At 72.6% G+C, this 22,604-nt stretch carries 24 protein-coding genes; 5 read left to right on the top strand and 19 right to left on the bottom strand.

From position 1 onward, the window contains the following. Window positions 1-1,008 (top strand): AEC family transporter, encoded by a 1,008-nt coding sequence (locus tag Q0283_RS07590; protein ID WP_298044110.1) that lies wholly within the window; start codon window positions 1-3, stop codon window positions 1,006-1,008. Window positions 1,009-1,016: 8 nt separating this feature from the next. Here the strand turns inward: Q0283_RS07590 and Q0283_RS07585 are convergent, their stop codons facing one another. Further along, window positions 1,017-1,253, bottom strand: coding sequence for a hypothetical protein (locus tag Q0283_RS07585; protein ID WP_183527933.1), 237 nt, complete (start codon window positions 1,251-1,253; stop codon window positions 1,017-1,019). 118 nt (window positions 1,254-1,371) lie between these two features. Between Q0283_RS07585 and Q0283_RS07580 the strand changes: the two genes are divergently transcribed. Continuing rightward, complete coding sequence (locus Q0283_RS07580; protein WP_298044108.1) at window positions 1,372-3,159, top strand: helicase HerA-like domain-containing protein; 1,788 nt, start codon at window positions 1,372-1,374, stop codon at window positions 3,157-3,159. A gap of 4 nt (window positions 3,160-3,163) precedes the next feature. Next, window positions 3,164-4,321 (top strand): hypothetical protein, encoded by a 1,158-nt coding sequence (locus Q0283_RS07575; RefSeq protein WP_298044107.1) that lies wholly within the window; start codon window positions 3,164-3,166, stop codon window positions 4,319-4,321. A gap of 18 nt (window positions 4,322-4,339) precedes the next feature. Here the strand turns inward: Q0283_RS07575 and Q0283_RS07570 are convergent, their stop codons facing one another. From Q0283_RS07570 to Q0283_RS07485, 18 genes are all read right to left on the bottom strand, one after another. Next, a complete protein-coding gene (locus Q0283_RS07570; protein WP_183527937.1) occupies window positions 4,340-4,816 on the bottom strand; it encodes a flavodoxin domain-containing protein in 477 nt (158 codons plus the stop codon). A gap of 43 nt (window positions 4,817-4,859) precedes the next feature. After that, window positions 4,860-7,010, bottom strand: coding sequence for an NHL domain-containing thioredoxin family protein (locus tag Q0283_RS07565; protein WP_298044106.1), 2,151 nt, complete (start codon window positions 7,008-7,010; stop codon window positions 4,860-4,862). An 84-nt stretch (window positions 7,011-7,094) separates the two neighbouring features. Next, window positions 7,095-7,388 (bottom strand): DUF6480 family protein, encoded by a 294-nt coding sequence (locus Q0283_RS07560; protein ID WP_298044104.1) that lies wholly within the window; start codon window positions 7,386-7,388, stop codon window positions 7,095-7,097. A gap of 259 nt (window positions 7,389-7,647) precedes the next feature. Then, window positions 7,648-8,493 (bottom strand): hypothetical protein, encoded by an 846-nt coding sequence (locus Q0283_RS07555; RefSeq protein ID WP_298044103.1) that lies wholly within the window; start codon window positions 8,491-8,493, stop codon window positions 7,648-7,650. Further along, window positions 8,490-10,658: a bifunctional copper resistance protein CopD/cytochrome c oxidase assembly protein gene (locus Q0283_RS07550; RefSeq protein ID WP_183527943.1), complete on the bottom strand. Its 2,169-nt coding sequence runs from the start codon at window positions 10,656-10,658 to the stop codon at window positions 8,490-8,492. The genes Q0283_RS07555 and Q0283_RS07550 overlap by 4 nt, the downstream gene beginning before the upstream one ends. Beyond that, on the bottom strand, window positions 10,646-12,022 hold the full coding sequence (locus tag Q0283_RS07545; RefSeq protein WP_298044101.1) for a Dyp-type peroxidase: 1,377 nt from the start codon (window positions 12,020-12,022) through the stop codon (window positions 10,646-10,648). The genes Q0283_RS07550 and Q0283_RS07545 overlap by 13 nt, the downstream gene beginning before the upstream one ends. After that, on the bottom strand, window positions 12,009-12,677 hold the full coding sequence (locus Q0283_RS07540; protein WP_298044099.1) for a copper chaperone PCu(A)C: 669 nt from the start codon (window positions 12,675-12,677) through the stop codon (window positions 12,009-12,011). Before Q0283_RS07540 ends, Q0283_RS07545 begins: the two co-directional genes overlap by 14 nt. Before the next feature lie 51 nt (window positions 12,678-12,728). After that, window positions 12,729-13,652, bottom strand: coding sequence for a copper resistance CopC family protein (locus tag Q0283_RS07535; RefSeq protein ID WP_183527948.1), 924 nt, complete (start codon window positions 13,650-13,652; stop codon window positions 12,729-12,731). 57 nt (window positions 13,653-13,709) lie between these two features. Beyond that, on the bottom strand, window positions 13,710-14,567 hold the full coding sequence (locus Q0283_RS07530) for a hypothetical protein (protein WP_255459483.1): 858 nt from the start codon (window positions 14,565-14,567) through the stop codon (window positions 13,710-13,712). Between the two features lie 116 nt (window positions 14,568-14,683). Then, a complete protein-coding gene (locus Q0283_RS07525; RefSeq protein WP_029139339.1) occupies window positions 14,684-14,968 on the bottom strand; it encodes an HU family DNA-binding protein in 285 nt (94 codons plus the stop codon). 359 nt (window positions 14,969-15,327) lie between these two features. Continuing rightward, a complete protein-coding gene (gene rpsN / locus Q0283_RS07520; protein WP_010145440.1) occupies window positions 15,328-15,633 on the bottom strand; it encodes a 30S ribosomal protein S14 in 306 nt (101 codons plus the stop codon). A gap of 3 nt (window positions 15,634-15,636) precedes the next feature. Further along, window positions 15,637-15,804 (bottom strand): 50S ribosomal protein L33, encoded by a 168-nt coding sequence (gene rpmG / locus Q0283_RS07515; protein ID WP_010145439.1) that lies wholly within the window; start codon window positions 15,802-15,804, stop codon window positions 15,637-15,639. Between the two features lies 1 nt (window position 15,805). After that, complete coding sequence (rpmB, locus tag Q0283_RS07510) at window positions 15,806-16,042, bottom strand: 50S ribosomal protein L28 (protein ID WP_067189728.1); 237 nt, start codon at window positions 16,040-16,042, stop codon at window positions 15,806-15,808. Window positions 16,043-16,395: 353 nt separating this feature from the next. After that, window positions 16,396-16,947, bottom strand: coding sequence for a MarR family winged helix-turn-helix transcriptional regulator (locus tag Q0283_RS07505; protein WP_183527950.1), 552 nt, complete (start codon window positions 16,945-16,947; stop codon window positions 16,396-16,398). A gap of 51 nt (window positions 16,948-16,998) precedes the next feature. After that, the gene (locus Q0283_RS07500; RefSeq protein WP_255459484.1) at window positions 16,999-17,928 is read right to left on the bottom strand and encodes an ABC transporter permease; all 930 of its coding nucleotides are present in this window, start codon (window positions 17,926-17,928) and stop codon (window positions 16,999-17,001) included. Window positions 17,929-17,947: 19 nt separating this feature from the next. Then, window positions 17,948-18,886: an ABC transporter permease gene (locus Q0283_RS07495; protein WP_183527952.1), complete on the bottom strand. Its 939-nt coding sequence runs from the start codon at window positions 18,884-18,886 to the stop codon at window positions 17,948-17,950. Beyond that, window positions 18,883-20,109 (bottom strand): ABC transporter ATP-binding protein, encoded by a 1,227-nt coding sequence (locus tag Q0283_RS07490; RefSeq protein ID WP_183527954.1) that lies wholly within the window; start codon window positions 20,107-20,109, stop codon window positions 18,883-18,885. Before Q0283_RS07490 ends, Q0283_RS07495 begins: the two co-directional genes overlap by 4 nt. 4 nt (window positions 20,110-20,113) lie before the next feature. Next, window positions 20,114-21,406, bottom strand: coding sequence for a spermidine/putrescine ABC transporter substrate-binding protein (locus Q0283_RS07485; RefSeq protein ID WP_183527956.1), 1,293 nt, complete (start codon window positions 21,404-21,406; stop codon window positions 20,114-20,116). Between the two features lie 281 nt (window positions 21,407-21,687). On the opposite strand from Q0283_RS07485, the gene Q0283_RS07480 reads away from it, so the two are divergent. Continuing rightward, on the top strand, window positions 21,688-22,182 hold the full coding sequence (locus Q0283_RS07480) for an Lrp/AsnC family transcriptional regulator (protein ID WP_183527957.1): 495 nt from the start codon (window positions 21,688-21,690) through the stop codon (window positions 22,180-22,182). Beyond that, a partial coding sequence (locus Q0283_RS07475) for an aminotransferase class III-fold pyridoxal phosphate-dependent enzyme (protein WP_298044092.1) occupies window positions 22,179-22,604 on the top strand: 426 nt, incomplete at its 3' end. The genes Q0283_RS07480 and Q0283_RS07475, both read left to right, overlap by 4 nt.

Below are 22,604 nucleotides of genomic sequence, written 5' to 3'. Positions count from 1 at the left end.
GTGGTCGAGGTACTGTCCGGGTTCACCGTGGTCTGGGTGATCATCCTGGTCGGATACCTCACCGGCCGCACCGGCGTCCTGGGCACCCATGGCCAGCAGGTCCTCTCCCGCACCGCCTTCTTCGTGGCCAGCCCGGCCCTGCTCTTCGACACCCTCGCCGCCGCGGACGTGCAGTCGGTCCTGGGCCCCCAGCTGGTCGTCGCCGGTGCCTCCGCGCTGGCCGCCGGGGGCATCTACCTGCTGGTGGCCCGCCTGCTGCTCCCCCGCCGGAGCGGCTCCGAGACCGTCATCGGCGCGCTGAGCGCATCCATGGTCAATTCGGCGAACCTCGGCATCCCGATCGCCGCCTACGTGCTCGGCGACGCCGCACTCGCCGCCCCCGTGCTCATCTTCCAGCTGGCCCTCTACACGCCCATCTACGTCGCGTCCCTGGATGCCACCACCGCTTCAGAGGCCCGGGCCCGCGGCCGGGGCGCCGGGGCGGGCCACGACGCCGGCCGCCGGGCCGGTCCGATCCGTCCGGTCGGCCGGTGGGCCAGGTTCTGGCGGCAGGTGGGGCACATCGCCCTGAACCCGATGATCATCGGTTCGGCGCTGGGCCTGGTCTTCTCGGCCACCGGCTGGCAGCTGCCGGGCCCGGTCGGCGAGTCCGTCAGCCTGATCGCCGGCGCGTCGATCCCCGCCATGCTGCTGGCGTTCGGGATGTCCCTGGTCGGTTCGCGCCCGCTGGAGAAGGCCGCGGGCCGCCGCGCCGACGTCGCCGTGGCCTCCGTCATCAAGCTCATCGTCCACCCGGCCCTGGCCTGGGTGCTGGCCGGCCCGGTCATGGGTCTCGAGGGCGACGCACTGCTCATCGCGGTGGTCCTCGGTTCCCTGCCCACGGCCCAGAACGTGTTCGTGGCCGCCTCGCGCTACGAGACCGGCATGGTCATGGCGAAGGACACCGTGCTGGTGACGACCATCGTGGCGATCCCGGCGATGATCGCCGTCGCCCTGCTCCTGGCCTGACCCGGGGGTCAGCCCTCCCGGGCGGCCCGCAGGAGCGCCTCCGAGGGCTCCTGCCCCTGGCCCCGGTACGCGGTGATCAGGCGCGCCGCCCGTTCCTTGCGCAGTTCGCGCTTCGGGTCCAGGCTGGCCTGCCGGTCCGCGGAGCCGTAGATGGACGAGGCGATGTAGGCCAGTCGCCACCGGAGCCGGAACCAGAAGCCCAGCCCGGTGCTGTCACTGGTGACCCGGTACGGCTTGTCGGCCATGGCGCTCGCTTCCCTCGGTGCCCCGCGCTTCCGCCGGACACGGTCCTGCCGCTCGACGTCGAGGCGGCCTGATCAATCTATCGGGGCCCACCCCCTGCATCCGCCCTAGGATGCTTTCATGACAGACCAGCAGTCATCACCGCCGGCGACGTCCTCGCAGCAGACGCCGTCCGGGCCCGCCCCGGGCGCCTCGTCCGCGCTCCTGGAGACCATCCGGGCCGGGTACCGGACCGCGGGTCCGGCGATCACCCTGGGGGCCGCCGTCGTCGAGGACGTGGTCCATGCCGATGCCCCGATCCGCCTGCCGCTGGCGATGATGAACCGGCACGGGCTGGTGGCCGGCGCCACCGGCACCGGCAAGACCGTGACCCTGCAGGTGATGGCCGAGCAGCTCGCCACCGCCGGCGTCCCGGTCTTCCTGGCGGACGTCAAGGGTGACCTGTCCGGGCTGGCCACCGCGGCCACCCCAAGCGACAGGCTCGCCGAGCGGACCACCGCCACCGGGATGCCCTGGGAGCCGGCGGCGTTCCCGGTCGAGTTCCTGGCCCTCGGCGGGGACGGCCCGGGCATCCCGGTCCGCGCCACGGTGGACTCCTTCGGCCCCCTGCTGCTGGCCCGGATCATGGACCTCAACGAGACCCAGGAGTCCTGCCTGCAGCTGATGTTCCACTGGGCCGACGAGCGTGAGCTGCCGCTGGACGACCTCAAGGACCTGCGTGCGGTCGTCATGCACCTGACCAGCAAGGAGGGCAAGGAGGACCTGCGGGGACTGGGCGGAGTGGCCACGTCCACCGCCAACGTCATCCTGCGCGAGGTCACGGCGCTGGCCGCCGGCGGGATGGACGCCTTCTTCGGCGTCCCCGAGTTCGAGACCGCCGAGCTGCTGCGCCGGGCTCCCGACGGCCGCGGGGTGATCTCCTGCCTGGAACTGCCCAGCCTGCAGCAGCGGCCCCGGGTGTTCTCCACCTTCATGGTCTGGCTGCTCGCGGACCTCTTCGCGGAACTGCCGGAGGTCGGGGACACCGACCGGCCGAAACTGGTGTTCTTCCTCGACGAGGCCCACCTGGTCTTCGACGACGCCTCGGACGCCTTCCTCGACGCGATCACGACGACCGTCCGGCTGATCCGGTCCAAGGGCGTGGGCGTCTTCTTCGTGACCCAGTCCCCGCAGGACGTCCCCGAGGAGGTGCTCGGCCAGCTCGCCAACCGGGTCCAGCACGCGCTGCGCGCCTTCACCCCGAAGGACGCCAGGGCCCTGCGGCAGGCCGTGCAGACGTTCCCGCACACCGAGTACGACCTCGAGGAGGTCCTCACCTCCGCCGGCACCGGGGAGGCCGTGGTCACCGTGATGGACGAGGACGGTGCGCCGACCCCGGTCGCCCTGACCCGGATGTGGTCCCCCACCTCGGTCATCGGCCCCTCCACGCCCGAGGTCCTCGACGCGGCGGTGGCCGCCTCCGCCCTGCTCGAGGCCTACGGCCAGGACCAGGACCGGGTCTCGGCGTTCGAGCGCCTCACCGGGTCCGCGACCGCGGCGCCCGGCGCCGGTGCGGCCCGCCCCGTGCCGACGGGTGGGTCCGTGGGCTCGCACACCCCCGGTGCGGGCCAGTCGCAGGCGGACATCGACGCGGAGGCGCGGCGCATCGAGGCCGAGATCCTCGGCCACCCGGTGCCCTCGTCCGGTCCGGTCGAGACCCCGCGGGGCGAGCCGGCCCCACGGCGCGAACCGGCCCCGCCCCCACGGCGCGAACCGGCCCCGGCGCGGTCCCGCCGGGAGGAGAACCCGATGGCCGAGGTCGTCGAGGACATCGCGCGCACCGCCGCCACCGCCTTCGGCCGCTCCGTGGTGCGCTCGGTCTTCGGCACCAAGCGGCGCGGACGCCGCCGGGGAGGCCTGTTTGGCTGAGCGGGTGGACGCACACGGACAGGTTCGCGGCACCGGCCGGCCCGGCCGCACGCTGGCCCTGTGGGGCGGGGCCGCCGCCCTGGCCCTGGTGGCCGGGGGCGTGGCGATCGGGACGGTCAACGCGACGGTCTACTCCCCCGCGGCCCAGGTCGAGCGCTACCTCGACGCGCTGGCCGGCGGGGACGGTGCCGCGGCGCTCGGACTGGCCGGCGGCACGGGCACCGGCGCGGACGGCTCCGGCACCGCGGATTCCGGCACCGGGGATTCCGGCACCGGGGATTCCAAGACTCCCGTCCCGCCCCCGGGGACGGCCACCACGCTGCTGGACGGTGAACCGCTGGCCGCCGGTTTCGCCGCGCTGGAGGACGTCACCGTGTCCCGGGGCGAGGAGACCGGCAACGGCGTCGAGGTGGAGGTCGGCTACCGCCTGGACGGCGAGGACCACGCCACCACGTTCACGGTGGAGCACGAGGGACGCGACTGGCTGTTCTTCGACCGCTGGCGAATGGCACCGGTGACCCTGTCCACGGTCCGGGTGGAGCCGGGGGTGTGGCCCGCCGAGGCCGCCGGGCAGCACCTGGCGGGGACGGTGAACGGCGAGGAGGTCACCCTGACGGGTGAGTCGTCCCCGGTCCAGGACTTCGCGGTCCTGCCGCCGGCGGCGGTGAGCGGCGCAGCCACGAGCACCTACCTGGAGGCGGACCCGGTGCGGACGGTCGTGGACGGGGCCGATCCGTCGGCACCGCTCCCCCTGACCCTCACCCTGCGGTACACGGACGCGGTGGCCGAGGAGGCGAACCGGCAGGTCGACGACTACCTGTCCGGGTGCACGGAACAGCAGGTCCTCCACCCGGCGGGCTGCCCCATGGGCTACGACACCCTGAACCGGATCCCGCCGGACTCCATCAACTGGTCCGTCTCCCCGGACCCGGCGGTCGAGGTCGAGCCCCTGCCGGCCGACGACGAGGGCGGCGAGGGCGACTCCGGGGAGACCGACGTGACGGTGGCCGCACCGGTCCGCACCGAGGCGCGGCTGACCCTCGAGGAGATCGACCTGGTCACCGGCGAGCGTCGCCGCGTGGAGCACGCGGAGCCGATCCTGCTCGAGGCCGACCTGCAGGTCGGCCCGGAGTCGGTGCGCTACGTCCCCCGGGCTCCCTGAGCCCGCCCGGCCGCCGGCTCAGCTGGCGCCGCGGGTGGCCAGGGACTTGCCCCAGGCCTCGATCCCCTGCCAGTCCCGGAAGTCCCCGTACTGGCCCTTGGCGAGCCTAATCATCAGCTTCTCGAGCCAGCTGAGCTTCTCCTCGTAGAGCGCCCCGCGGAAGTACCCGACCTCCTTCGGGCCGTAGGCCTCCAGGGTGGTGCGCAGGCCGTCGTCGAACTCGGGGCCGGCACCCGAGGCCAGGATGAACAGCGGCTTGTTCGCCAGCTCGGCCCGGTGGGTGTCCAGGAAGGCCTTGCCCGCCTTCTCCAGGGACCCGGCGTAGATCGGCAGCGCGACCACCACGGCGTTCACGGAGGCCAGCCACTGCGGCGCGCCCTGCGGGTCCTCGACCACCGTGGTCACGCCCTTGTTGGCGTGCAGGACCGCGGCGATGCGTTCACCGATCTCTCGGGTCGAACCGTGCTTGGACGAGGCAACAACCAGGGTGGTCATGGGATACGGCCGCCTTCGGGTCTCTCGGGTGCGGTGGGCGTTGTCAGTGTATCCCGCGCAGGTCCAGGTCCAGCCGGGTCTCCGGGACGACGTCCCCGTCCCCGGCCGGGTCCGCGTGCACCGTGACCGGGATCCCCCAGTCCTGCTGGTACAGGTGGCAGGCGGCGTGGTCCGGGATCGGCTGGCCCTTCTCGCCGTCGCAGGACGCGGCCCGCGCGGTGATATGCAGGACGCCCTCGGCGATGTCCGGGTTGATGCGCAGCGTGCGGACCAGCCCCGTCGAGGTGCCCTCGCCGTCCAGCAGCAGCTCCTCCGGGGAGGAGGAGATCTTCAGCTGCGTGGGGTCGCCCCAGCGGTCGTCGAGCTTCTGCCCGGTCGGCGCCTCGAAGGCCACGGTCAGCTCCAGCTCGCCGGCGGCCACCGCGGTGCGCGGGCGATGGGTCTGCAGCGCGCCCTCGTCGACCTGCAGGTACTCCTCCGGCACGGACAGGCGGACCAGCTGGTGGGCGTTGGTCTCCACCACCACGATCGAGGCGGCGTTCCCCTCGGCGTCCGGCTCCACCAGGACGTCCGAGGGCTCCTTCAGCCCGCGGGCCAGGGTGGACACGCTCGCCTCGGTGGGGCGTCCGTCCGGGGCGACGCCGGCCGGCGCGTACCGGCGGATCGCGCCGTTGTAGGTGTCGGCCACGAGCACGGAGCCGTCCGGCAGGGCGGCCACGCCCAGCGGGTGCTGGAGGCGGGCCTGGTCGGCCGCGCCGTCGCGGAAGCCGAAGTCGAACAGTCCGGTCCCGACGGCGGAGCCCACCCGGCGGCTCAGCGCACCGTCCGCCGCGGCCGGGTCGGCCGGGGTGATCCGGCGCAGGGCGGAGGACTCGGAGTCGGCCACCCAGATCGTGCCGTCCGCGGACTCGGCGAGACCGGAGGACTGGGCGAACCAGGCCACGGTGGGGTCCCCGTCTTCCAGTCCCTCCAGCCCGGTGCCGGCGTAGACCGCCAGGTCCCCGGTGCGCGGGTCGAAGCTGAACAGCTGGTGGGTGCCGGCCATGGCCACCACGAGGGTGTCCTCGGCCGTGGACCACAGCACGTCCCAGGGGCTGGACAGCGAGGTGTGCAGCGGGTCGGTGCCGAAGGGCGCCAGGGAGAGGGTCGCCTCCGTGTCGGGGTCGGCCGCCTCGCGGGCCCGTTCGGGGTCGATCAGCCGCTGCACGCCGTTGCCGGCCACGGTCCGCACGGTCCCGTCGGCCAGGCGCACGCCGCGCAGGCGATGGTTCACGGAGTCGGCGACGACGACGTCATAGCCGACCGCGTCCGCCACGTCCCGGGGCAGCAGGGTCAGGCCCTGCGGCTCGTTGAACAGGGCGGCGTCCGGGCCGCCGTCGGCCAGGCCCTTGGTGCCGGTCGCGGTGGCCGGGTCGGCGCCGCCGTCGGGGGCCGGGGCGTCGGCCCCGTCCGCGCCCGGTTCGCCGACGCCGCCGATGGTGCGCACCACGGTCGTCAGGTCCTCGGCCAGCTCCACCAGCCGGTGGTGGCCGGTGTCCGCCACGAGGAAGGTGCCCGCCTGCGCGCCACGGGCGCCCAGGGCGATGGCCTTGCCGGGGAACTTGAGGTCCCGGGCCACGGGCTCCGGTGGGACGTAGGGGCCGTTGCCGCGGTGCAGCGTGCCCTTGGCCTCGTGCTCGGCGACGAGTTCCTCGACCAGCGAGGTCAGTCCCGCGACGTGGCCCTCGCCGGACAGGTGGGCGGCGATGTAACCCTCCGGGTCCACCACGACGAGCGTCGGCCAGGCACGCGCGGAGTAGGCCTGCCACGTGGTCAGGGTCGGGTCGTCCAGCACGGGGTGCTGGACGTCGTAGCGCTCCACGGCGGCGGCGAGCGCCTCCGGGTCCGCCTCGTGGTCGAACTTGGGCGAGTGGACGCCCACGGTGACGAGCACGTCCCGGTACTCGGCCTCGAGCGGACGCAGTTCGTCCAGCACGTGCAGGCAGTTGATGCAGCAGAAGGACCAGAAGTCCAGGATGACGATCTTGCCCCGCAGGGCCGCCAGGTCCAGCGGGTTCCCGCCGGTGTTCAGCCAGCTGCGCCCGTGCAGCTCGGAGGCCCGTACGCGCGAGGTCGCGCGCGGTGCGGGGGCCGTGGCCGTCGCGGCGGTGGCGGTGGCGGGAGTGCTGACCGGCTGGTCTTCAGGGCTGCTCATGGGCTCCATTGTCGCCGAGAGCCGCCGGGCGGTTCCAGCCGGGGAAGTCACACAACGCCACGGGCGTAATCGGCCCGGCGTCCGTTACTCCTGGTGGCCCTGGTCGCGGCTCATCTGGTCGTCGGCGGGCGGGGTCTCCCCGGCCGGGACGCCGCCGCCGGGCTCCAGCCCGGTGACGTTGCCCTCCGCCGGGTCGGGGTTCGTCGAGCGGGACTGTTCCTCCGACGTCGGCTCCCAGTCCTGTTCGTCACCGGTGCCGGGCTGGTTGCCGGCGTCGGTGACGCCCCGCTCCGGCTGGTGGGTGCCGTGCCGGTCCAGTTCGCTCGTCTCGGTGTCCCGGAAGCTGTCGTCGGGCTGGGGCTGTCCACCGTGGGCCATCGTCGTCTCCTCGCGTGCGTCGGGTCGTCCGGTCCTCTCGACGCCCTGTCCGGCACACAACCCTCCGGCCCACAGCCCCTCCGGGCCTCAGCCCGTCAGGACCTGCGTGCGGCGGGACGCCGGGACGTCGGTCCCGCCATCCTGTCAGCAACCCGGCCGCCCGTGAACCCCCACCGGGCCGGCACGATCCGCCAGGCCGGGCCGGCGCACCGCCGTGACCCTCCTCGTCGGATCCCGTGCCTGACGGCGCAGGAACGCGTCACAGCGATCCGACGGCGGCGGCCAGGACCTGTTCGGCGATGGTGGTGAACTCCTCGCCGGCCACCTCGGGCTGCCCGATGAAGGAGACCATGACGACGTGGTCCCCGGCCCGGCCGATCAGCACCTGGGCGGTGGTCTCCGTTCCCCCGCCGGCCGGGGTACGGGTCCACACCAGCCCCGAGTCCACGTCCGCGCCGTCGGCCGGGGAGGCCCGGGCCGTGACGTCGAAGGTGCTCTTCTGCAGGTTCTCGTCCGTCACGGTCATCGTCAGGTCGGGGCAGTCCGCCACGAGCCGTTCGACGTTGGCCAGGTGCCGCTCCAGCACCTCCGGGTCCTCGAGGGAGGCGACCTCCACGCTGCCGGTGCCGGTGAAGCCCTCTGAGCCGAAGTCCAGGCGGGAGGCGTCCGCGCCGGGCAGCAGGATCGGCGACCAGTCGACCGCCGTGAGCGGTGCCTTGCACCCGGCCGGTTCCACCGTGGTCCCGGAGGTGTTCGTCTGGCGCAACCGGGACTCCTCGCGGGTCCGCTGGATCTCCGCGTCGGTGGCGGAGACCTGCTGGGTGAACCCGAAGCTGGCCGCGCGCTCGGCCGCCGCGCCCACGGCCCGCTGGTCGGCCCGCGCGTCGGAGGCCTGCGCGGTGGCCTCCGCGTCCGTGGGGGCGGCGGAGGCCGTGCCCGACGACGGCTGGCCGGGCGCCGCGGTGCCGTGCGGATCGGAGGGGGCGGGTGCGGCTCCCTCCGGGGACGCCGAGCAGCCGGTCGCGAGCAGCGCCGCGGCCAGCAGGGTCCCGGCCACGACCAGCCGGCCGGGACGGGCGCTCCGGGGGCGCATCGGGGTGGTCATCGCGGGGTTCCTCCGGTGGTGGTGTCGTCTTCGGCCAGCTGTGCGTACATCCGGTTCCAGGCCTTCAGTTCGGCCTCGTCGTTCAGGTCGGCCTTGCGGTCCAGCCGCCTGGTCTCCTTGGCGTCGGACCGGGACCACATGACCGCGACGATCACGGCCATGATCACGGTGGGCACCTCGCCGATGCCCCACATGATGGCCCCGCCGATCTGCTGGTCGTCGATGGCAGGCAGTCCCCACGGCCGGCCGGTGGAACCGAACCAGGAGGCCTGGAGCAGCGATTCGGACGAGGTCATGGCGACCCCGATGAACGCGTGGAAGGCCATGGTGGCCAGCAGCAGCACCAGGCGCATCGGGTACGGCACGGTGCGCGGCAGCGGGTCGATCCCGATCATCACGGAGGCGAAGATGTACCCGGTGAGCAGGAAGTGCACGTTCATGAACTCGTGGCCGAGGTGCTCGTTCAGGGCGAAGCCGAAGAACGGGGTGTAGTAGAACACCAGGATCGAGCCGGCGAAGTTCACCGCGGCCACGCCCGGGTGGGTGATGAACCGTCCCCACCAGGAGTGCACGATCGCCAGGATCCACTCGCGCGGCCCGCGGGAGCCGTCGGTGCGGGTGGGCAGCGAGCGCAGGGCCAGGGTGACCGGGGCGGCGAGCACGAGGAACAGCGGGGAGATCATGGTCAGCGTCATGTGCGCCACCATGTGCGCACTGAACAGGACCTTGCCGTAGACCGCCGGGGCCCCGGAGGTGACCCAGAACAGGATGGTCAGGCCGACGAGCCAGGAGGCGATGCGCAGCACCGGCCAGGAGTCCCCGCGGCGGTACAGCCGGACGGCGGACCTGACGTACCAGAGGGCCAGGAAGGCGATGATGGCCACCCAGAGCCAGTCGAACCGCCACGTGGTGAACCAGCGCTCGAAGGTCAGTTCCGGGGGCAGGTCGTAACCGGTGAGGATGCGGGCCGGGGAGGCGTCCGGGGCGGTCTCCTCCGGCACGGGCGGAGAGGTCCGGGCGAGCACGGTGGCCAGGGACATGATGCCGGCCATGACGGCGGCCTCCACGGCGATCAGCTGCCACAGCAGGCGCCGGGCGGCCGGCGGCGGGGCGGTGGTGCCCGTGGCCAGCCGGGGGATGATCCACTGCCGGTGCATCAGCCCGGCCAGGCCCAGCAGCAGTGAGCCGATCAGCTTCAGCAGCACGAGCAGCCCGTAGGGGCTGGTGAGCTGTTCGAGGGTGTCCATCCGGATCGCGGCGTTCACCACGCCGGAGAGCACCACGGTGAACAGGCCGAGCCCGGCGAGGACCGAGTACCGGGACACCGCGGTGTAGACCAGCGGCTCGGGGCCCTGGCGGTGGGCGGAGGCCCGGCCGGTGGCCCCGTCCGGGCCGGTGAGGCGTGGGGAGACCAGCATCAGCACCAGCAGTCCGCCGACCCAGACGACCACGCCGAGCAGGTGCAGGCCGATGGAGTTCACGGCGCCGTTGTGGTCGTCACCGGAGGCGGAGTGGCCGATCAGGGCCTGCGGCACGATCGCCACCAGGGCCAGGACGGCCGTCCACGCCAGTCCGGTGGCGGAGCGCACGGCCAGGGTCAGGGAGGTGACCACGGCGGCGATCACCGTCACCACCACCCACGCCTGGCCCACCGAGATGTCCTGCAGGAATCCGACGAGTCCCGAGGTGAAGGTGGCGCTCGGGTCCAGTGGGACGCCCGCGAGGTCGGAGTAGGACAGCAGCATCACGGCCAGCGCGGACACCGTCCAGGCGCCGGCGGCCACGGCCGCCACCTGCATCAGCAGGGTGAACGCCGGGTGCTCGTCCTCACCGCGGCGCGGGGGCAGGATGGCGCAGGCGAAGATCAGCGCGGCGACCGCCGTGGGCATGGCCAGGTTGTGGAGCAGCTTGGCCACCGGCAGCCCCCAGCGGGTGAAGGCACCGGGGTCGGACAGCTCGTCGGCGGACACCACGCCGGCCAGGGAGGCCGCGAGCACGAGCACCGCACCGGCCACGATGCCCACCAGCGGCCACGCCCAGGCCGGGACGCCGGCGCTGCCGGTCGTCCCGGGATCACCACCGGCCGGGGTGGAGCCGTGGGTGGGCGCCGAGCCGGCCCGGGACTGGCGCTGCGGGGTGGTGCGGGAGGAGGTCACGGGTTCCATTCTCTCGCAGCCCGGTCGAACAGGACGTCGCCGACGAATCCGTCCTCGTCGCACCCGGGTGGGATGGCGAAGACCGCCGATCCGACGGGGGTGGTCCACAGGTTCAGGTGATCGGACTCGGCCAGCCGGCGCTGGATGGGCACGTACTGCTGGTCCACGTCGCACTGGTAGGCCGCGAACAGCAACCCGGTGTTGCTCACGGACTCCCCCGGGCCGTCGTCGTAGTTGTACGCCCGCCGCAGCATGGCATGGTCCGGGTTGGCGGTGCGCGAGCGGCGCAGGTGTGCCACCTCGGAGATGACGGGGAACCCGAGGCCGTTCACGGCGCCCAGGTCCGGCGCGTCGTGCTCGGCGGTGCCGGTCAGGGGCGCCCCGGTGCCGAGACGGCGGCCGATGACCTGTTCCTTGCCCGGGCGGTCGAGTCCGTCCCAGGAGTCCAGGTCCATGGCGATGCGCCGCAGCACCAGCGAGGTGCCGCCCGGCACCCAGGGGGTCAGTCGCAGCGGGCCGCTGCCCCCGCCCCACACGATGCGCTCCGCGGCCGCCGACCCCGGGGCCGGGTTGGCGGTGCCGTCGACCTGGCCGAACAGGTTGCGCATGGTGGTCCCGTCCGGCTGGGTCCCGCGCGCTCCGCGGAAGCCGGTCTGGACCCAGTGCACCTCGGCGAAGGCGCGGGCGTCCTTGAGCAGCATGCGGCGCGCGTGGGCCAGGGACATCGGGTCGTCCCCGCACAGCTGCAGCAGCAGGTCCCCACCGGTGTAGGCCGGTTGCAGCCGGTCGATGCCGAAGGCCGGCAACGGCCGCAGCCAGGACGGGGCCAGGGCGGGCGCGGCCCGCTGCAGCAGCCGCGGGCCGAACCCGAACGTGACGGTCATCCGCGCGGGGGTGGCGGCCAGTTCCGGTTCGGTGTCGGCGAGCGTGGCCCGGCCCTGGGTGAGCCGGGCTGCGTCGTCGGAGAGCAGCCGCAGCATCCGCTGGATCCCCGGGCGGTCCGTGGTGGGTTTCAGCGTGAGCGCGAGGAAGATCGCGTGCGCCTGCGCCGGGGTGTCGATCCCGGCCTGCCGGGGGCCGTGGAACGGCACCGTGTCCGTGCCCACCGGGGAGGAGACCGCCACCCGGCCGGCCTCACCGCCCGGTTCCGCCCATCCGGGGGCCTGCACCGGGGCCCCGGCCGGGGTCCCGACGTCGGCCGGCCCGGCCCCCGGGGGGCCGCCCGTCCCGGCGGACGCCGGGGAGGCGTCCGTCGGGACGGGGCCGGGGCCCGTGGCCCCGGTGGCGTAGCCGAGGGCGGTGCCGATCAGCCCGCCCCCGGCGACGCCGGCCCCGAGCAGCAGGGCGCGGCGGGACGGTTCAGTGGTCGCCATGGCCCTGGACGGCGGGGGTCGTGCCCTCACCCTCGGCGCCCGCGTGTCCACCGGCGTCCGTCTCCCCGCCGGCGTCCATCTCCCCGGTCCCCCGGTACTCCTCCTGGGCGCCGGCGAACTCCTTGGCCGGGGCGGTCAGCACCAGGGTGCGGCCGTCCTCGAACTCCAGCCGGACCTCGACGACGTCACCCGGGGCGATGTCCCGGCGCAGCCCCATCAGCATGATGTGGTGGCCGCCGGGCACCAGCTCCAGGCTGCCGCCGGCCGGGATCGTGAGACCGCCCTGGACCTCCCGCATGAGGGTCGCGCCGGTCCCGTCGTCAACGGTCTCGTGGAGTTCGGCCGTCGCGGCGAGGTCGGTGCTGGCCCCGGTGATCCTGACGTCCCGGTCGGAGGCGTTCTGCACGGTCCCGAACACACCCGTCATGGCCTCCTCGGTGGCCTTCGCCCACGGGTCGGTGACGGTGATGGGGCTACCGGTGGTGCCGGTGACAGCCCCGGCGGCGGCCTCGGACGAGGCCGGCCCGGCCGCCTGCGGGGCGGGCTGGGCGCAACCGGTCAGCAGCAGCGCTCCGGCCAGCGCGAGGGCGGGCAGGGCGAGTGCGGACCGGCGAGGGGCGGGCCGGGTGCGACGCCGGACAGGGTGCGCGGTCAATACAGCGTGCGCGGTCAATACAGGGTGCGCGGTCAACGCCGTCCTCATCGCTCAGCCCTCCGAACCCGGCCGGCCGCCGGGGGCGTCGTCGATGGCCCGGGCCCGGCGGAAGACGAGCGTGACGGCCGCGGCCACGACGAGCGCGCCCAGGATCCCGAGGACCCACACCCAGGCGGGCACTGCCTCGCTGGCCGTCTCGGCGGTGGCGGAGTCCGCGGCGGTCGCCTGCCCGTCCGCCGGGCCGTCGGTGTCCGGGGTGCCGGTGGTGTCCGGGGTGCCGGTGGTGTCCGGGGCGCCGGGGGTGGCCGGGGCCGGCTCGGCACCGGGATCGGCCGAGGCCACGTCACCGGTGGCGCCGCCCGGGGAGGCGGCATCGGCCGACGTCGCCCCCTCACCGCTGCCGACCGGGGCATCCGGGTTCGGCACGCCGCAGTCCTGCGGGACCGCCGTGTCCGGGGCCGAGGGGTCATCCACGGTGAAGCCGTACTGCTTGGCCTCGGAGTGGCCGTCGGAGTAGACCACCCGGTAGGCGACGTCGTAGTCGCCGTTGGGCATGCCCTCGCACAGGGCCGAGGTCAGCTCGGGGCCGGCGACCTGCGCGGCACCGTCCTGCCACTGGTGCCCGGCCTCGTCCGTCACCGTGACGAGGTTCTGGATGCCCTGGCCGGTGATGAGGGTGCCCGAGAACGTCAGGGACAGCTCGGCCGGCGCCGCGGTGACGGTGGCCCCGGCCTCGGGGGTGGTGGACAGCAGCTGGTCGTGCGCCAGGGCCGGGGGTGCCGCGGCGGTGGCCGCGGACAGGGCGAGCAGGGCCGCGGCGGTGACGCCGCCCAGGCGTCGGCGGGGGGCCCGACGCCGGCCGGCGGGCCGGGTGCCGGCCGTCCGGTCGGTGGCTGAGCGGGCGGCGCGGGCGGTCCGGGCGGTGGACGCGTCGGCGTCCAGGGCAGGGTGCAGCGGGGAGACAGGGGGGTTCATGGTGTCCTTTGCGGTCCCGGGCCGTACTCGGCGCCGGGCAGGTGGGGGTGTCAGCGGTCAGAGGGACAGCGCTGGCACCGGCGGACCCCGCAACCGGAGAGCGGACGACACGACCGCCCCGGCGCGCAGCACCGGGGCGAGGGGACGGGACGGCAGACGCGGTCGACGGACCGCGGGGACCCAGCGGGCCAAGCGGGCGCCCGGGGCCTGCAGGACGAACCCGACGGCGAGCTCCACCACGCGGGCGGCCATCGCCTCCCCGCGGCGCAGCAGCAACACGGTGACCACCGCTGCCAGCACGTGGGCGGCCACCATGGCCAGGCTGGAGTGGTCCGCGGACTGCAGCGCCTCGGCCCCGGGGAGGGGGCCGTCGACGAGGCCCGGCGCAGCGGCGGGCTGGGAGGCCTCGACGGCCGGGGAGGACGGTGGAACCTGGACGGACTGGGCGGCGAGTCCGGGATGACCCGCGTGGGCGGCGTGCCCGGCGGGGTCCGCCGGCACGGGGCCGGCCGGGTGACCCGGCAGGACCGCGGACTGCGAGTAGAGCCAGTGGAAGAGCAACTGGCTGGACGCCACGGCGGACCCCAGCCGCCACCAGGACAGGGCCCTGCCGGCCAGTGCGGTGCACAGCGGCCCGGCCAGGGCCAGGGTGAGGATCCAGACGACCGGCGCGGGGCCGGCGTCGTGTCCGGGTTCGGTGCTCGAGGCCAGGGTGTGGGACCCGGCGGCCACCAGGGTGGCCACGACAGCGGCGGCCCAACCGCGCAGCAGCCGGGCCGGGCCGCGCAGGCGGCCCGGCCCGGCACTGCGGATCGCGGGACGGTGCCGCGCGGAACTCAGGGGACGGTGCTCCACCACGTCCACCTCCCACCGCGTCGAGACCCTTGGAACGCTCTCGTTCTGACGATCTCCCATGCTACGCGAGTTCTACCGAGCGTAGAAAAACGATCTGGCCGGTTAAACGCCCAGGGCGTCCCGCCGTGGCGGGACGCCCTGTGGTGAACGGCTGGAGCCGTCAGGCCTGCGGCAGGTCACTTGCCGGTGGCAGCGGCCTTCAGCTTGGAGCCAGCGGAGATCTTGACCGAGTGGCCGGCCGGGATCTGGATGGTCTCACCGGTCTGCGGGTTGCGGCCGGTGCGGGCGGCACGGTCGGTGCGCTCGACGGAGAGCCAGCCGGGGATGCTGACCTTCTCGCCCTTGGAGACCTGGGAGGCGAAGGTCTCGAAGAGTGCGTCCAGCACGCCGTTCACGGCGGACTGGGACAGGTTGTTCTTCTCGGCGACGGCGGCAACCAGTTCGCTGCGGTTCATAGCCATGTGTCCTCCTGGACGTCGGTGGTGATTCGTTCAAGCCCGGACCGGCGGGGCCGGGCACATGGTTGGAAAGCTACCACCCGGAAGGCCCCCGACATGGCCTAGAGGCGCCGGAACACGCGGATTTCCGGTGATTTATGTCCGAATTCCCACCATTCGGGTCCTTTTCGGGCCCTCCGGACGTCCCGGCACCCACTGCCCAGGCCTGCGCAACGGCACCCGGGCGCGGGGCCGGTCGGGACAGAGGACGGGCCCCGGAACGCCGGAAGGGGTGGCAGACCATGTGGTCTGCCACCCCTTCCGGTGTGGATCAGGCGGCGCCGTTCAGGCACCCTGGCCGGCGATGAGCACCGGCGCGTGGATCACCAGGACGACTTGGTGATGCCCGGCAGCTCACCGCGGTGGGCCATGTCCCGGAAGCGGACACGCGAGATGCCGAACTTCTGGAAGGTGCCGCGCGGGCGGCCGTCGATGGCGTCGCGGTTGCGCACGCGGATCGGGGACGCGTCGCGGGGGAGCTTCTGCAGGCCCACGCGAGCTGCCTCGCGCGCCTCGTCGGAGGCGTTGGGGTCCACCAGGGTCTTCTTCAGTTCCTGGCGCTTCTCGGCGTAGCGGGCCACGATGACCTTACGCTGCTCGTTCTTGGCAATCTTGGACTTCTTCGCCATGCCTCAGCGCTCCTCTCGAAAATCGACGTGCTGGCGGACCACCGGGTCGTACTTCTTGAGCACGATGCGGTCCGGGTTGTTGCGGCGGTTCTTGCGGGTCACGTAGGTGTACCCGGTGCCGGCGGTGGACTTGAGCTTGATGATGGGACGTACGTCCTTGTCCTTGGCCATGTCAGAGCTTCACTCCCTTGGCGATCAGGTCGGCGACGACGGCGTCGATCCCGCGCACGTCGATGGTCTTGATGCCCTTCGCGGACAGGGTCAGCGTCACGTTGCGACGCAGGGACGGCACCCAGTAGGTCTTCTTCTGGATGTTCGGGTTGAACCGACGCTTGGTGCGACGGTGCGAGTGGGAAATGCTGTGGCCGAAGCCCGGCCCAGCCCCGGTTACCTGGCAGTGTGCTGCCATGATCACTCCTCGTTGCAAGTAGTAGTAAAAGAACGGGCGGAACCCGCTGTGGAGCCTCCGGTCGGACCGGCGCACCACGAGTCCCGCCACCAGTTGTGACACCGCGCTCTTACTGCGACTTTCCGAAGGGATAACCAGGCTGGGTGAGAACCAACCGAAGCGCCCTTGATCGCTGGGGAAGACGGTGAGCCCCGCGCGTCGCCGGATGGCGGACGCGGGATCCGATGTGCGGGAGTCACGCTGTTTTCCGACGCCCTCTCCTCCCGGTGCAGGCACCGGGCGCGCGAGGACACAGCGTGGCTTGACGCCGTTCTATCTTAGGGCACGGCGTCACGGCGATCAAACCGGCGCGATCAGGACGGGGTGAGGCCGGCGGACGTCAGGACGGGGTCACGGAACACCCAGTGCCCGGGTTCCAGGTGGCCCAGGATCTTGGCCCCGATCCGCCCGATGTCCTCGAGGTCCTCGTCATCGAGGACGTCCAGCAGGCAGGCGCGCACGCTGGCCACGTGGTGGGGGGCGATCCGGACGACCTCGTCCATGCCGAGATCGGTCATCTCGGCCAGGGTGACCCGCGCGTCCTCGGTGGAGGGCCGGCGGTGGATCCAGCCCCTGGCCTCCAGCTTCCGGGCCACGTGCGAGAGCCGGGACAGCGAGGAGTTGGTCCGGGCCGCCAGCTCGCTCATGGGCAGCGGGCCGTCGTTCTCCGAGAGCATGGCCAGGACCTGGTACTCGAAGAAGCTGACCGGCCCCTCACGGTGGAGGTCCGCCTCCAGGGCCGGCATGAGCTGCATGTGGGTGGCCACGATGCTCAGCCAGGCCCGGCGTTCCTTCGGCGTCAGCCAGCGGACCTCGCCGTCAGCCCCGCCCGACTCCACGTTGTCAACGTCTTCCCCACCGTCCATGGAGGTGAGTATCCCATGTCCGGGGGCCTTCCGCGGGAGGACGCCGGCACGTCAGCGCGGCCCGGCCGTCATCCGCCGCCGCTGCCAGGAGACCAGCTGGATGACGATCACCGCCATCAGGGCGATGAGGAACATGGCCGAACCGATCACGTTGGCCTCTGCCGGGATGCCCCGGGCGGCCGCCACGTAGACGAACTTCGGGAAGGTCTCCAGGGTGCCGGAGGTGAAGTTGGTGATGATGAAGTCGTCGAAGCTCATCGCGAAGGAGAGCAGCCCGGCCGCCAGGATGCCCGGCACCAGTTGGGGCAGGGTCACCCGGAGGAACACCTGGGCCGGGGACCCGTAGAGGTCCCGTCCCGCCTCCTCCAGCCGCGGGTCCAGGGTGGACACCCTGGACCGGATGGTCACGACCACGAAGGACATGCAGAACATCACGTGGGCCAGCACCACGGTCCAGAACCCCAGGTGCATCCCCACGTTCAGGAAGAGGGACAGCAGGGAGGCGCCCAGCACCACCTCCGGGGTGGCCAGCGGCAGGAAGATCAGGAATCCGGCGGCGTCGCGGAACCGGAAGGCGTAGCGTCCCAGCCCGTAGGCCAGCAGGGTGCCCAGGACCAGGGCGATCGCCGTGGCCACGAGTCCGACCTGCAGGGAGGTCTGCACCGACGCGCAGACCGCGGGCGCCCCGCAGGGGTTCTGCCAGTTCTCCCAGGTGAATCCCCGCCAGGTCAGGTTGGTGCGGGCCGGCTGGTTGAAGGAGAACACGAAGATGTAGGCGATCGGGACCAGCAGGTAGATGAACGCCAGGCCGCCGAGCACCGGGACGGCCCAGCGCCCGATCGCCCGGCCCAGTCGCGAGCCCACCGTCCCGCCGTCCGGGGGACCGTCTGGCCCGCCCCCGGTGGCGCGGGGTGCGGCGGAGGCGGGCCTGCCGGCCGGCGGGGGGACCGGCGTCGTGGTGGTCGTCCCGGAACTGGTCATGTCGGTCCCTGCCTTCCGTTCACACCAGGTCCCTGGTGCCGAACCTGCGCACGTAGAGGGTCACGAGCACGAGGATCGTCACCATGAGGATGAAGGACAGCGCGGCCGCACCGGGATAGTCGAGCACGCGCATGAACTTGGAGTCGATGACCTGCCCGATCATGGTCGTGTTCCGGTTGTTGCCCAGGATGGCCGCATTGACGAAGTCCCCCGAGGCCGGGATGAACGTCAGCAGGGTCCCGGCCAGCACGCCGGGCACGGAGATCGGCAGGGTGACCGTCCGGAAGACCGTGAGGTCGCTGCCGTACAGGTCCCGGCCCGCCTCCAGCAGCCGGTGGTCCAGGGCCTGGAGGTTCGCGTAGATCGGCAGCACCATGAACGGCAGGAAGTTGTAGGTCAGTCCCGCCACCACCGCCACCGACGTGGCGGTCAGGGAGGCACCCTGCGGCATCAGGTGCAGCGTCTTCAGGGCCTGGACCAGGAACCCCTCGTCCGCCAGGATCTGCTTCCAGGCCTGGGTCCTCAGCACGAAGGAGGTGAAGAACGGTGCGATCAGCAGCACCAGCAGCAGCCCCTGCACGAAGGCCCGCCCCCGGAGCCGCACGGCGATCAGGTAGGCCATCGGGTAGCCGATCACCAGGCACAGGACCGTGGCCAGCAGGGCGAAGCCGAAGGAACGCAGCAGCTCCGGCCAGTACCCGCCCAGCACCACGGCGTAGTTCCCGAACTCCAGGGCGGGGACGAACTGGCCCACCTCGGCCCCGGGCGGCTTCACGTACAGCGAGGTGGCCAGCAGCGTGAAGACCGGCAGCACGAAGAACACCAGCAGGTAGACCAGCCCGGGGCTGACCAGTCCGTACCCGGCCCGGCCGCGGGCCGGCGCGGTCCCGTCCGCGAGCGCAGCCGCCCGGTCGAATCCGGCCTGCCGCCCCGAGCGGCCCGCCACCCGGGAGGTCATACCGCGCCGTCCCCGGCCGCCGCGTCCTGCCGCCCGTCCAGGCCGAAGGCGTGGGCCGGGTCCCAGGAGAGCCCGACGGCGTCACCGGGCCGCATCAGGTCCTCGCCGCGGTTCTGGGCGAAGACGCCGAGCTCGCCCAGTCCCGGGACCTCGACGCGGTACTCGGTGGAGACCCCGGTGAAGGCCACGTCCGTGACGGTCCCGGCCACCCGGTTCACTCCCCCGCTCGCGGTGGCACCGTCCGGGTCCGCCCCCGCCGCACGCATGTGGATCTTCTCCGGCCGGATGCCCACCAGGACCTCTCCGGTGGTGGAGACCGCCCGGTCCCGGTGCACCGCGAGCCGGTGGCCGGACGCGTTCACCTCGAGCAGGGGGTCCGTGCCGCCACCTCCCCGGGTGACGGTCCCGGCCATCAGGTTCGACCGGCCGAGGAAGTTGGCCACGAAGGCGGTGCGCGGCAGGTGGTAGAGGTCCTCCGGCCTGCCGATCTGCTCGATGCGGCCCTCGTTCATCACGGCCATCCTGTCGGCCATGGACATGGCCTCCTCCTGGTCGTGGGTGACGTGGATGAACGTCAGGCCCACCTCGGCCTGGATCCGCTTGAGCTCGGACTGCATCTGCCGACGCAGCTTCATGTCCAGGGCGCCCAGGGGTTCGTCCAGCAACAGGATCTCCGGCTGGTTGACCAGGGCCCGGGCCAGCGCCACGCGTTGCTGCTGCCCGCCGGAGAGCTGTGCGGGACGACGGTCGGCCAGGTGGTGCAGTTCCACCAGTCGCAGGAACTCCTCCGTCCGGCCCCTCCAGTCCCGCACCCGCCGGCGGCGCAGCCCGAAGGCCACGTTCTCCTTCACGGACAGGTGGGGGAAGAGCGCGTAGGACTGGAAGACGGTGTTGACCGGCCGCCTGTAGGACGGCAGGGAGGTCACGTCGCGTCCACCGATCCGGATGCTGCCGGCCGTGGGCGTCTCCAGGCCGGCCACCATGCGCAGGGTGGTGGTCTTTCCGCAACCGGAGGGGCCCAGCAGCGCGAAGAACTCACCGGCCGGGACCGTCAGGTCCGTGGCCTGGACGGCCGCGAAGCCGGCGAACTGCTTGCGCACTCGGTGCAGGACCAGTTCGGCGCCCCCGGATGCCGGCCGGTCCCCGGCGGGCTGCTGCCCGGGTGCGGCCAGGTCCGTCCCCGGGATGCTCTCGGGCGATGTCGTCGCCGGCAGCTGTCCCATGGGCTCAGTTGCCGATCGCCCGCTGGAAGGACTCGTTGTACCGGGTCTCCTCCTCGGGGGTGAGTGCCCGGATGATCTGGGCGTTGGCCAGGTACTCGTCCGTCGGGAAGATCATCGGGTCCTGGGCCAGCTGGGGATCGATCTTCTCCATCTCCTCCCGCGCCCCCTCCACCGGGCAGACGAAGTTGACGTACGCGGCGACCTCGGCCGCCACCGCGGGGTCGTAGTAGAAGTCGATGAGCCTCTCCGCGTTGGCCTTGTGCGAGGACCCCATGGGGACCATGAGGTTGTCCGCCCACATGGTCCCGCCGGCCTCCGGGAGGGCGAACTCCCAGCGGTCGCCGTTCTCGACGTTCAGCTGGGTGATGTCCCCGGACCAGCCGATCACGGCCAGGGCGTCACCGGAGATCAGGTCCTCCTTGTAGGCGTTGCCCTTGACCTGGCGGATCTGGCCGCTGGCGATGTGCCTCTGCAGGACCTCCAGGGCGTTGTCGAACTCGGTGTCACCCCAGTCCCCCGTGATGTCCACCCCGTCTGCCATCATCAGCAGGCCCATGGTGTCGAGCATCTCGTCCAGCACGACCACGCGCCCCTTCAGCGCCGGGTCCCACAGGTCGTCCAGCGCGCGCAGGCCCCCGGGGACCTCCTCCTTGTTCCAGGCCAGTCCGGTGAACCCACCCTGCCAGGTCGCGGAGTGCACGCGACCCGGGTCCCATTCGACCTCCCGGTAGTTGGGCAGCAGGTTGGCCAGGTTCGGGATGTTCCCCGCGTCCAGTTCCTGCACCTGGCCCAGGCGGATCAATCGCGCGGCCATCCAGTCCGTCAGCGTGATCAGGTCCGCGCCGATGTCCTGCCCCCGTGACAGCTGGTTCTGGTACTTTCCGAAGAAGCCGTCGTTGGAGTCGATGTCCTCGGTGTAGGTCACCTCCAGGCCGGATTCCGCCTGGAACCGCTCCAGCGTGGGATAGACGCCCGCGGCGTCGTCATAGTCCAGGTAGAGCGTCCAGTTGGACCAGCGCAGCGTCCCGTCCTCGGCCGAGCGGTCCTCGGCGGGGGTCAGCTGCCCGGAGGACTCGCTCTCCCCGGCCGGCGTCGTCCCGCCACCGGTTCCGCAGGCGGCCAGCACGGAGGCCAGTCCGAGCCCGCCGGCACCGGTCAGCAGGGACCGCCGGCTGATCCTGCCGGCCGACGCCGACCGCGCCAGCCGGACCAGCGCGGCGACGTCAGGATCGCGGGGACCGGGCGTGGCACCCGGCCGGAGGCTGAGACGGTGGGACGGATGGGATCGGGGGGACATGCTGGCTCCTCGGATCGACGCGAGCGGCCACGGCGGGTCCCCGGGGGCCGGGACCTGAGCGTTGTGTACTGCCGCGGCTGTTGACCAGAGTGTGACAGAGCACTCCTGCACTGACAAGGTTTTTCGTTGAGCATTTACCTCTCGGAAACGAAATCCGACCCTTGCGCCCCCTCTCCGCGTGGGATTCAATGAGGCAAGCCCACCCCCAGTCAACGAGATCCGTTTTCCGGGTGCGGCCCGTACCCGACACCCCACCCCCCCCATGGACGCCAGGAGGCACCGTGACGCCGCAGAGCAGCCTCGCCCCCGCGAAGCCGTCCGAGGCCCATTCCGCAGCGCTGGACGACCGCTCCAAGGCCATCATCGAGCAGCTGCAGCAGGACGGGCGGCGCTCATTCTCGGCGATCGCCCGCGCCGTGGGGCTCTCCGAGGCCGCCGTGCGGCAGCGCGTGACGAAACTGCTCGACGACGACGTCCTGAAGGTCGTGGCCGTGACCAACCCGATGCAGCTGGGCTTCCCCCGGCAGGCCATGGTGCACGTCAAGACCGGGGCCGACCTGACCGGGACCGCCGACCGCCTCGCGCAGATCCCGGAGGTCGACTACTGCGTGGTGGTCGCCGGTGACTGGGACGTGCTGGTGGAGGTGGTCTGCGAGGACGACCTGCACCTCCTGGACGTCATCACCGCCATCCGGACCACCGAGGGGGTTACGCAGACGCAGACCCTCACCTACCTCTCCCTGCGGAAGCAGGAATACGATTGGGGAACCCGATGACCGACAACTCGGTACGCACCACACCCACCGGCGCGCTGCGCACGGACGCGGCCCGTGACCACCTGTGGATGCACATGACCGCGCACGGCCCGATCCAGCGCGGGGCCGACGTCCCGGTGATCGTGCGCGGCGAGGGCCACATGATCTATGACGACGCCGGCAGGGGCTACATCGACGGCCTCGCCGGCCTGTTCGTGGCGCAGGTGGGGCACGGTCGCGAGGAGCTGGCGGAGGCGGCGGCGAAGCAGGCCCGGGAGCTGGCGTTCATGCCGCTGTGGTCCTACGCCCATCCCCCGGCCATCGACCTGGCGGAGCGGCTGGCCGCCTACGCGCCCGGGGACCTGAACCGCGTGTTCTTCACCACCGGTGGCGGCGAGGCGGTGGAGTCCGCCTGGAAGCTGGCCAAGAACTACTTCAAGGAG

It is taken from the genome of uncultured Citricoccus sp. (genome assembly GCF_937871995.1).
GTDB lineage: Bacteria > Actinomycetota > Actinomycetes > Actinomycetales > Micrococcaceae > Citricoccus.
Note: the sequence above shows the minus strand (reverse complement) of the source record. Positions and strands in the feature narration are given on the sequence as shown.

Bases quoted from the DNA above. Each gene is read 5' to 3' on its own strand.
- Q0283_RS07570 (WP_183527937.1), bottom strand. From the start codon at position 4,816: ATGACCACCCTGGTTGTTGCCTCGTCCAAGCACGGTTCGACCCGAGAG.
- Q0283_RS07580 (WP_298044108.1), top strand. From the start codon at position 1,372: ATGACAGACCAGCAGTCATCACCGCCGGCGACGTCCTCGCAGCAGACG.
- Q0283_RS07535 (WP_183527948.1), bottom strand. From the start codon at position 13,652: ATGAACCCCCCTGTCTCCCCGCTGCACCCTGCCCTGGACGCCGACGCG.
- Q0283_RS07505 (WP_183527950.1), bottom strand. From the start codon at position 16,947: ATGGACGGTGGGGAAGACGTTGACAACGTGGAGTCGGGCGGGGCTGAC.
- Q0283_RS07565 (WP_298044106.1), bottom strand. From the start codon at position 7,010: ATGAGCAGCCCTGAAGACCAGCCGGTCAGCACTCCCGCCACCGCCACC.
- Q0283_RS07500 (WP_255459484.1), bottom strand. From the start codon at position 17,928: ATGACCAGTTCCGGGACGACCACCACGACGCCGGTCCCCCCGCCGGCC.
- Q0283_RS07490 (WP_183527954.1), bottom strand. From the start codon at position 20,109: ATGGGACAGCTGCCGGCGACGACATCGCCCGAGAGCATCCCGGGGACG.
- Q0283_RS07495 (WP_183527952.1), bottom strand. From the start codon at position 18,886: ATGACCTCCCGGGTGGCGGGCCGCTCGGGGCGGCAGGCCGGATTCGAC.
- rpmB (WP_067189728.1), bottom strand. From the start codon at position 16,042: ATGGCAGCACACTGCCAGGTAACCGGGGCTGGGCCGGGCTTCGGCCAC.
- Q0283_RS07485 (WP_183527956.1), bottom strand. From the start codon at position 21,406: ATGTCCCCCCGATCCCATCCGTCCCACCGTCTCAGCCTCCGGCCGGGT.
- Q0283_RS07560 (WP_298044104.1), bottom strand. From the start codon at position 7,388: ATGGCCCACGGTGGACAGCCCCAGCCCGACGACAGCTTCCGGGACACC.
- Q0283_RS07555 (WP_298044103.1), bottom strand. From the start codon at position 8,493: ATGACCACCCCGATGCGCCCCCGGAGCGCCCGTCCCGGCCGGCTGGTC.
- Q0283_RS07525 (WP_029139339.1), bottom strand. From the start codon at position 14,968: ATGGCTATGAACCGCAGCGAACTGGTTGCCGCCGTCGCCGAGAAGAAC.
- Q0283_RS07545 (WP_298044101.1), bottom strand. From the start codon at position 12,022: ATGGCGACCACTGAACCGTCCCGCCGCGCCCTGCTGCTCGGGGCCGGC.
- rpmG (WP_010145439.1), bottom strand. From the start codon at position 15,804: ATGGCCAAGGACAAGGACGTACGTCCCATCATCAAGCTCAAGTCCACC.
- Q0283_RS07550 (WP_183527943.1), bottom strand. From the start codon at position 10,658: ATGGAACCCGTGACCTCCTCCCGCACCACCCCGCAGCGCCAGTCCCGG.
- Q0283_RS07585 (WP_183527933.1), bottom strand. From the start codon at position 1,253: ATGGCCGACAAGCCGTACCGGGTCACCAGTGACAGCACCGGGCTGGGC.
- Q0283_RS07530 (WP_255459483.1), bottom strand. From the start codon at position 14,567: ATGGGAGATCGTCAGAACGAGAGCGTTCCAAGGGTCTCGACGCGGTGG.
- rpsN (WP_010145440.1), bottom strand. From the start codon at position 15,633: ATGGCGAAGAAGTCCAAGATTGCCAAGAACGAGCAGCGTAAGGTCATC.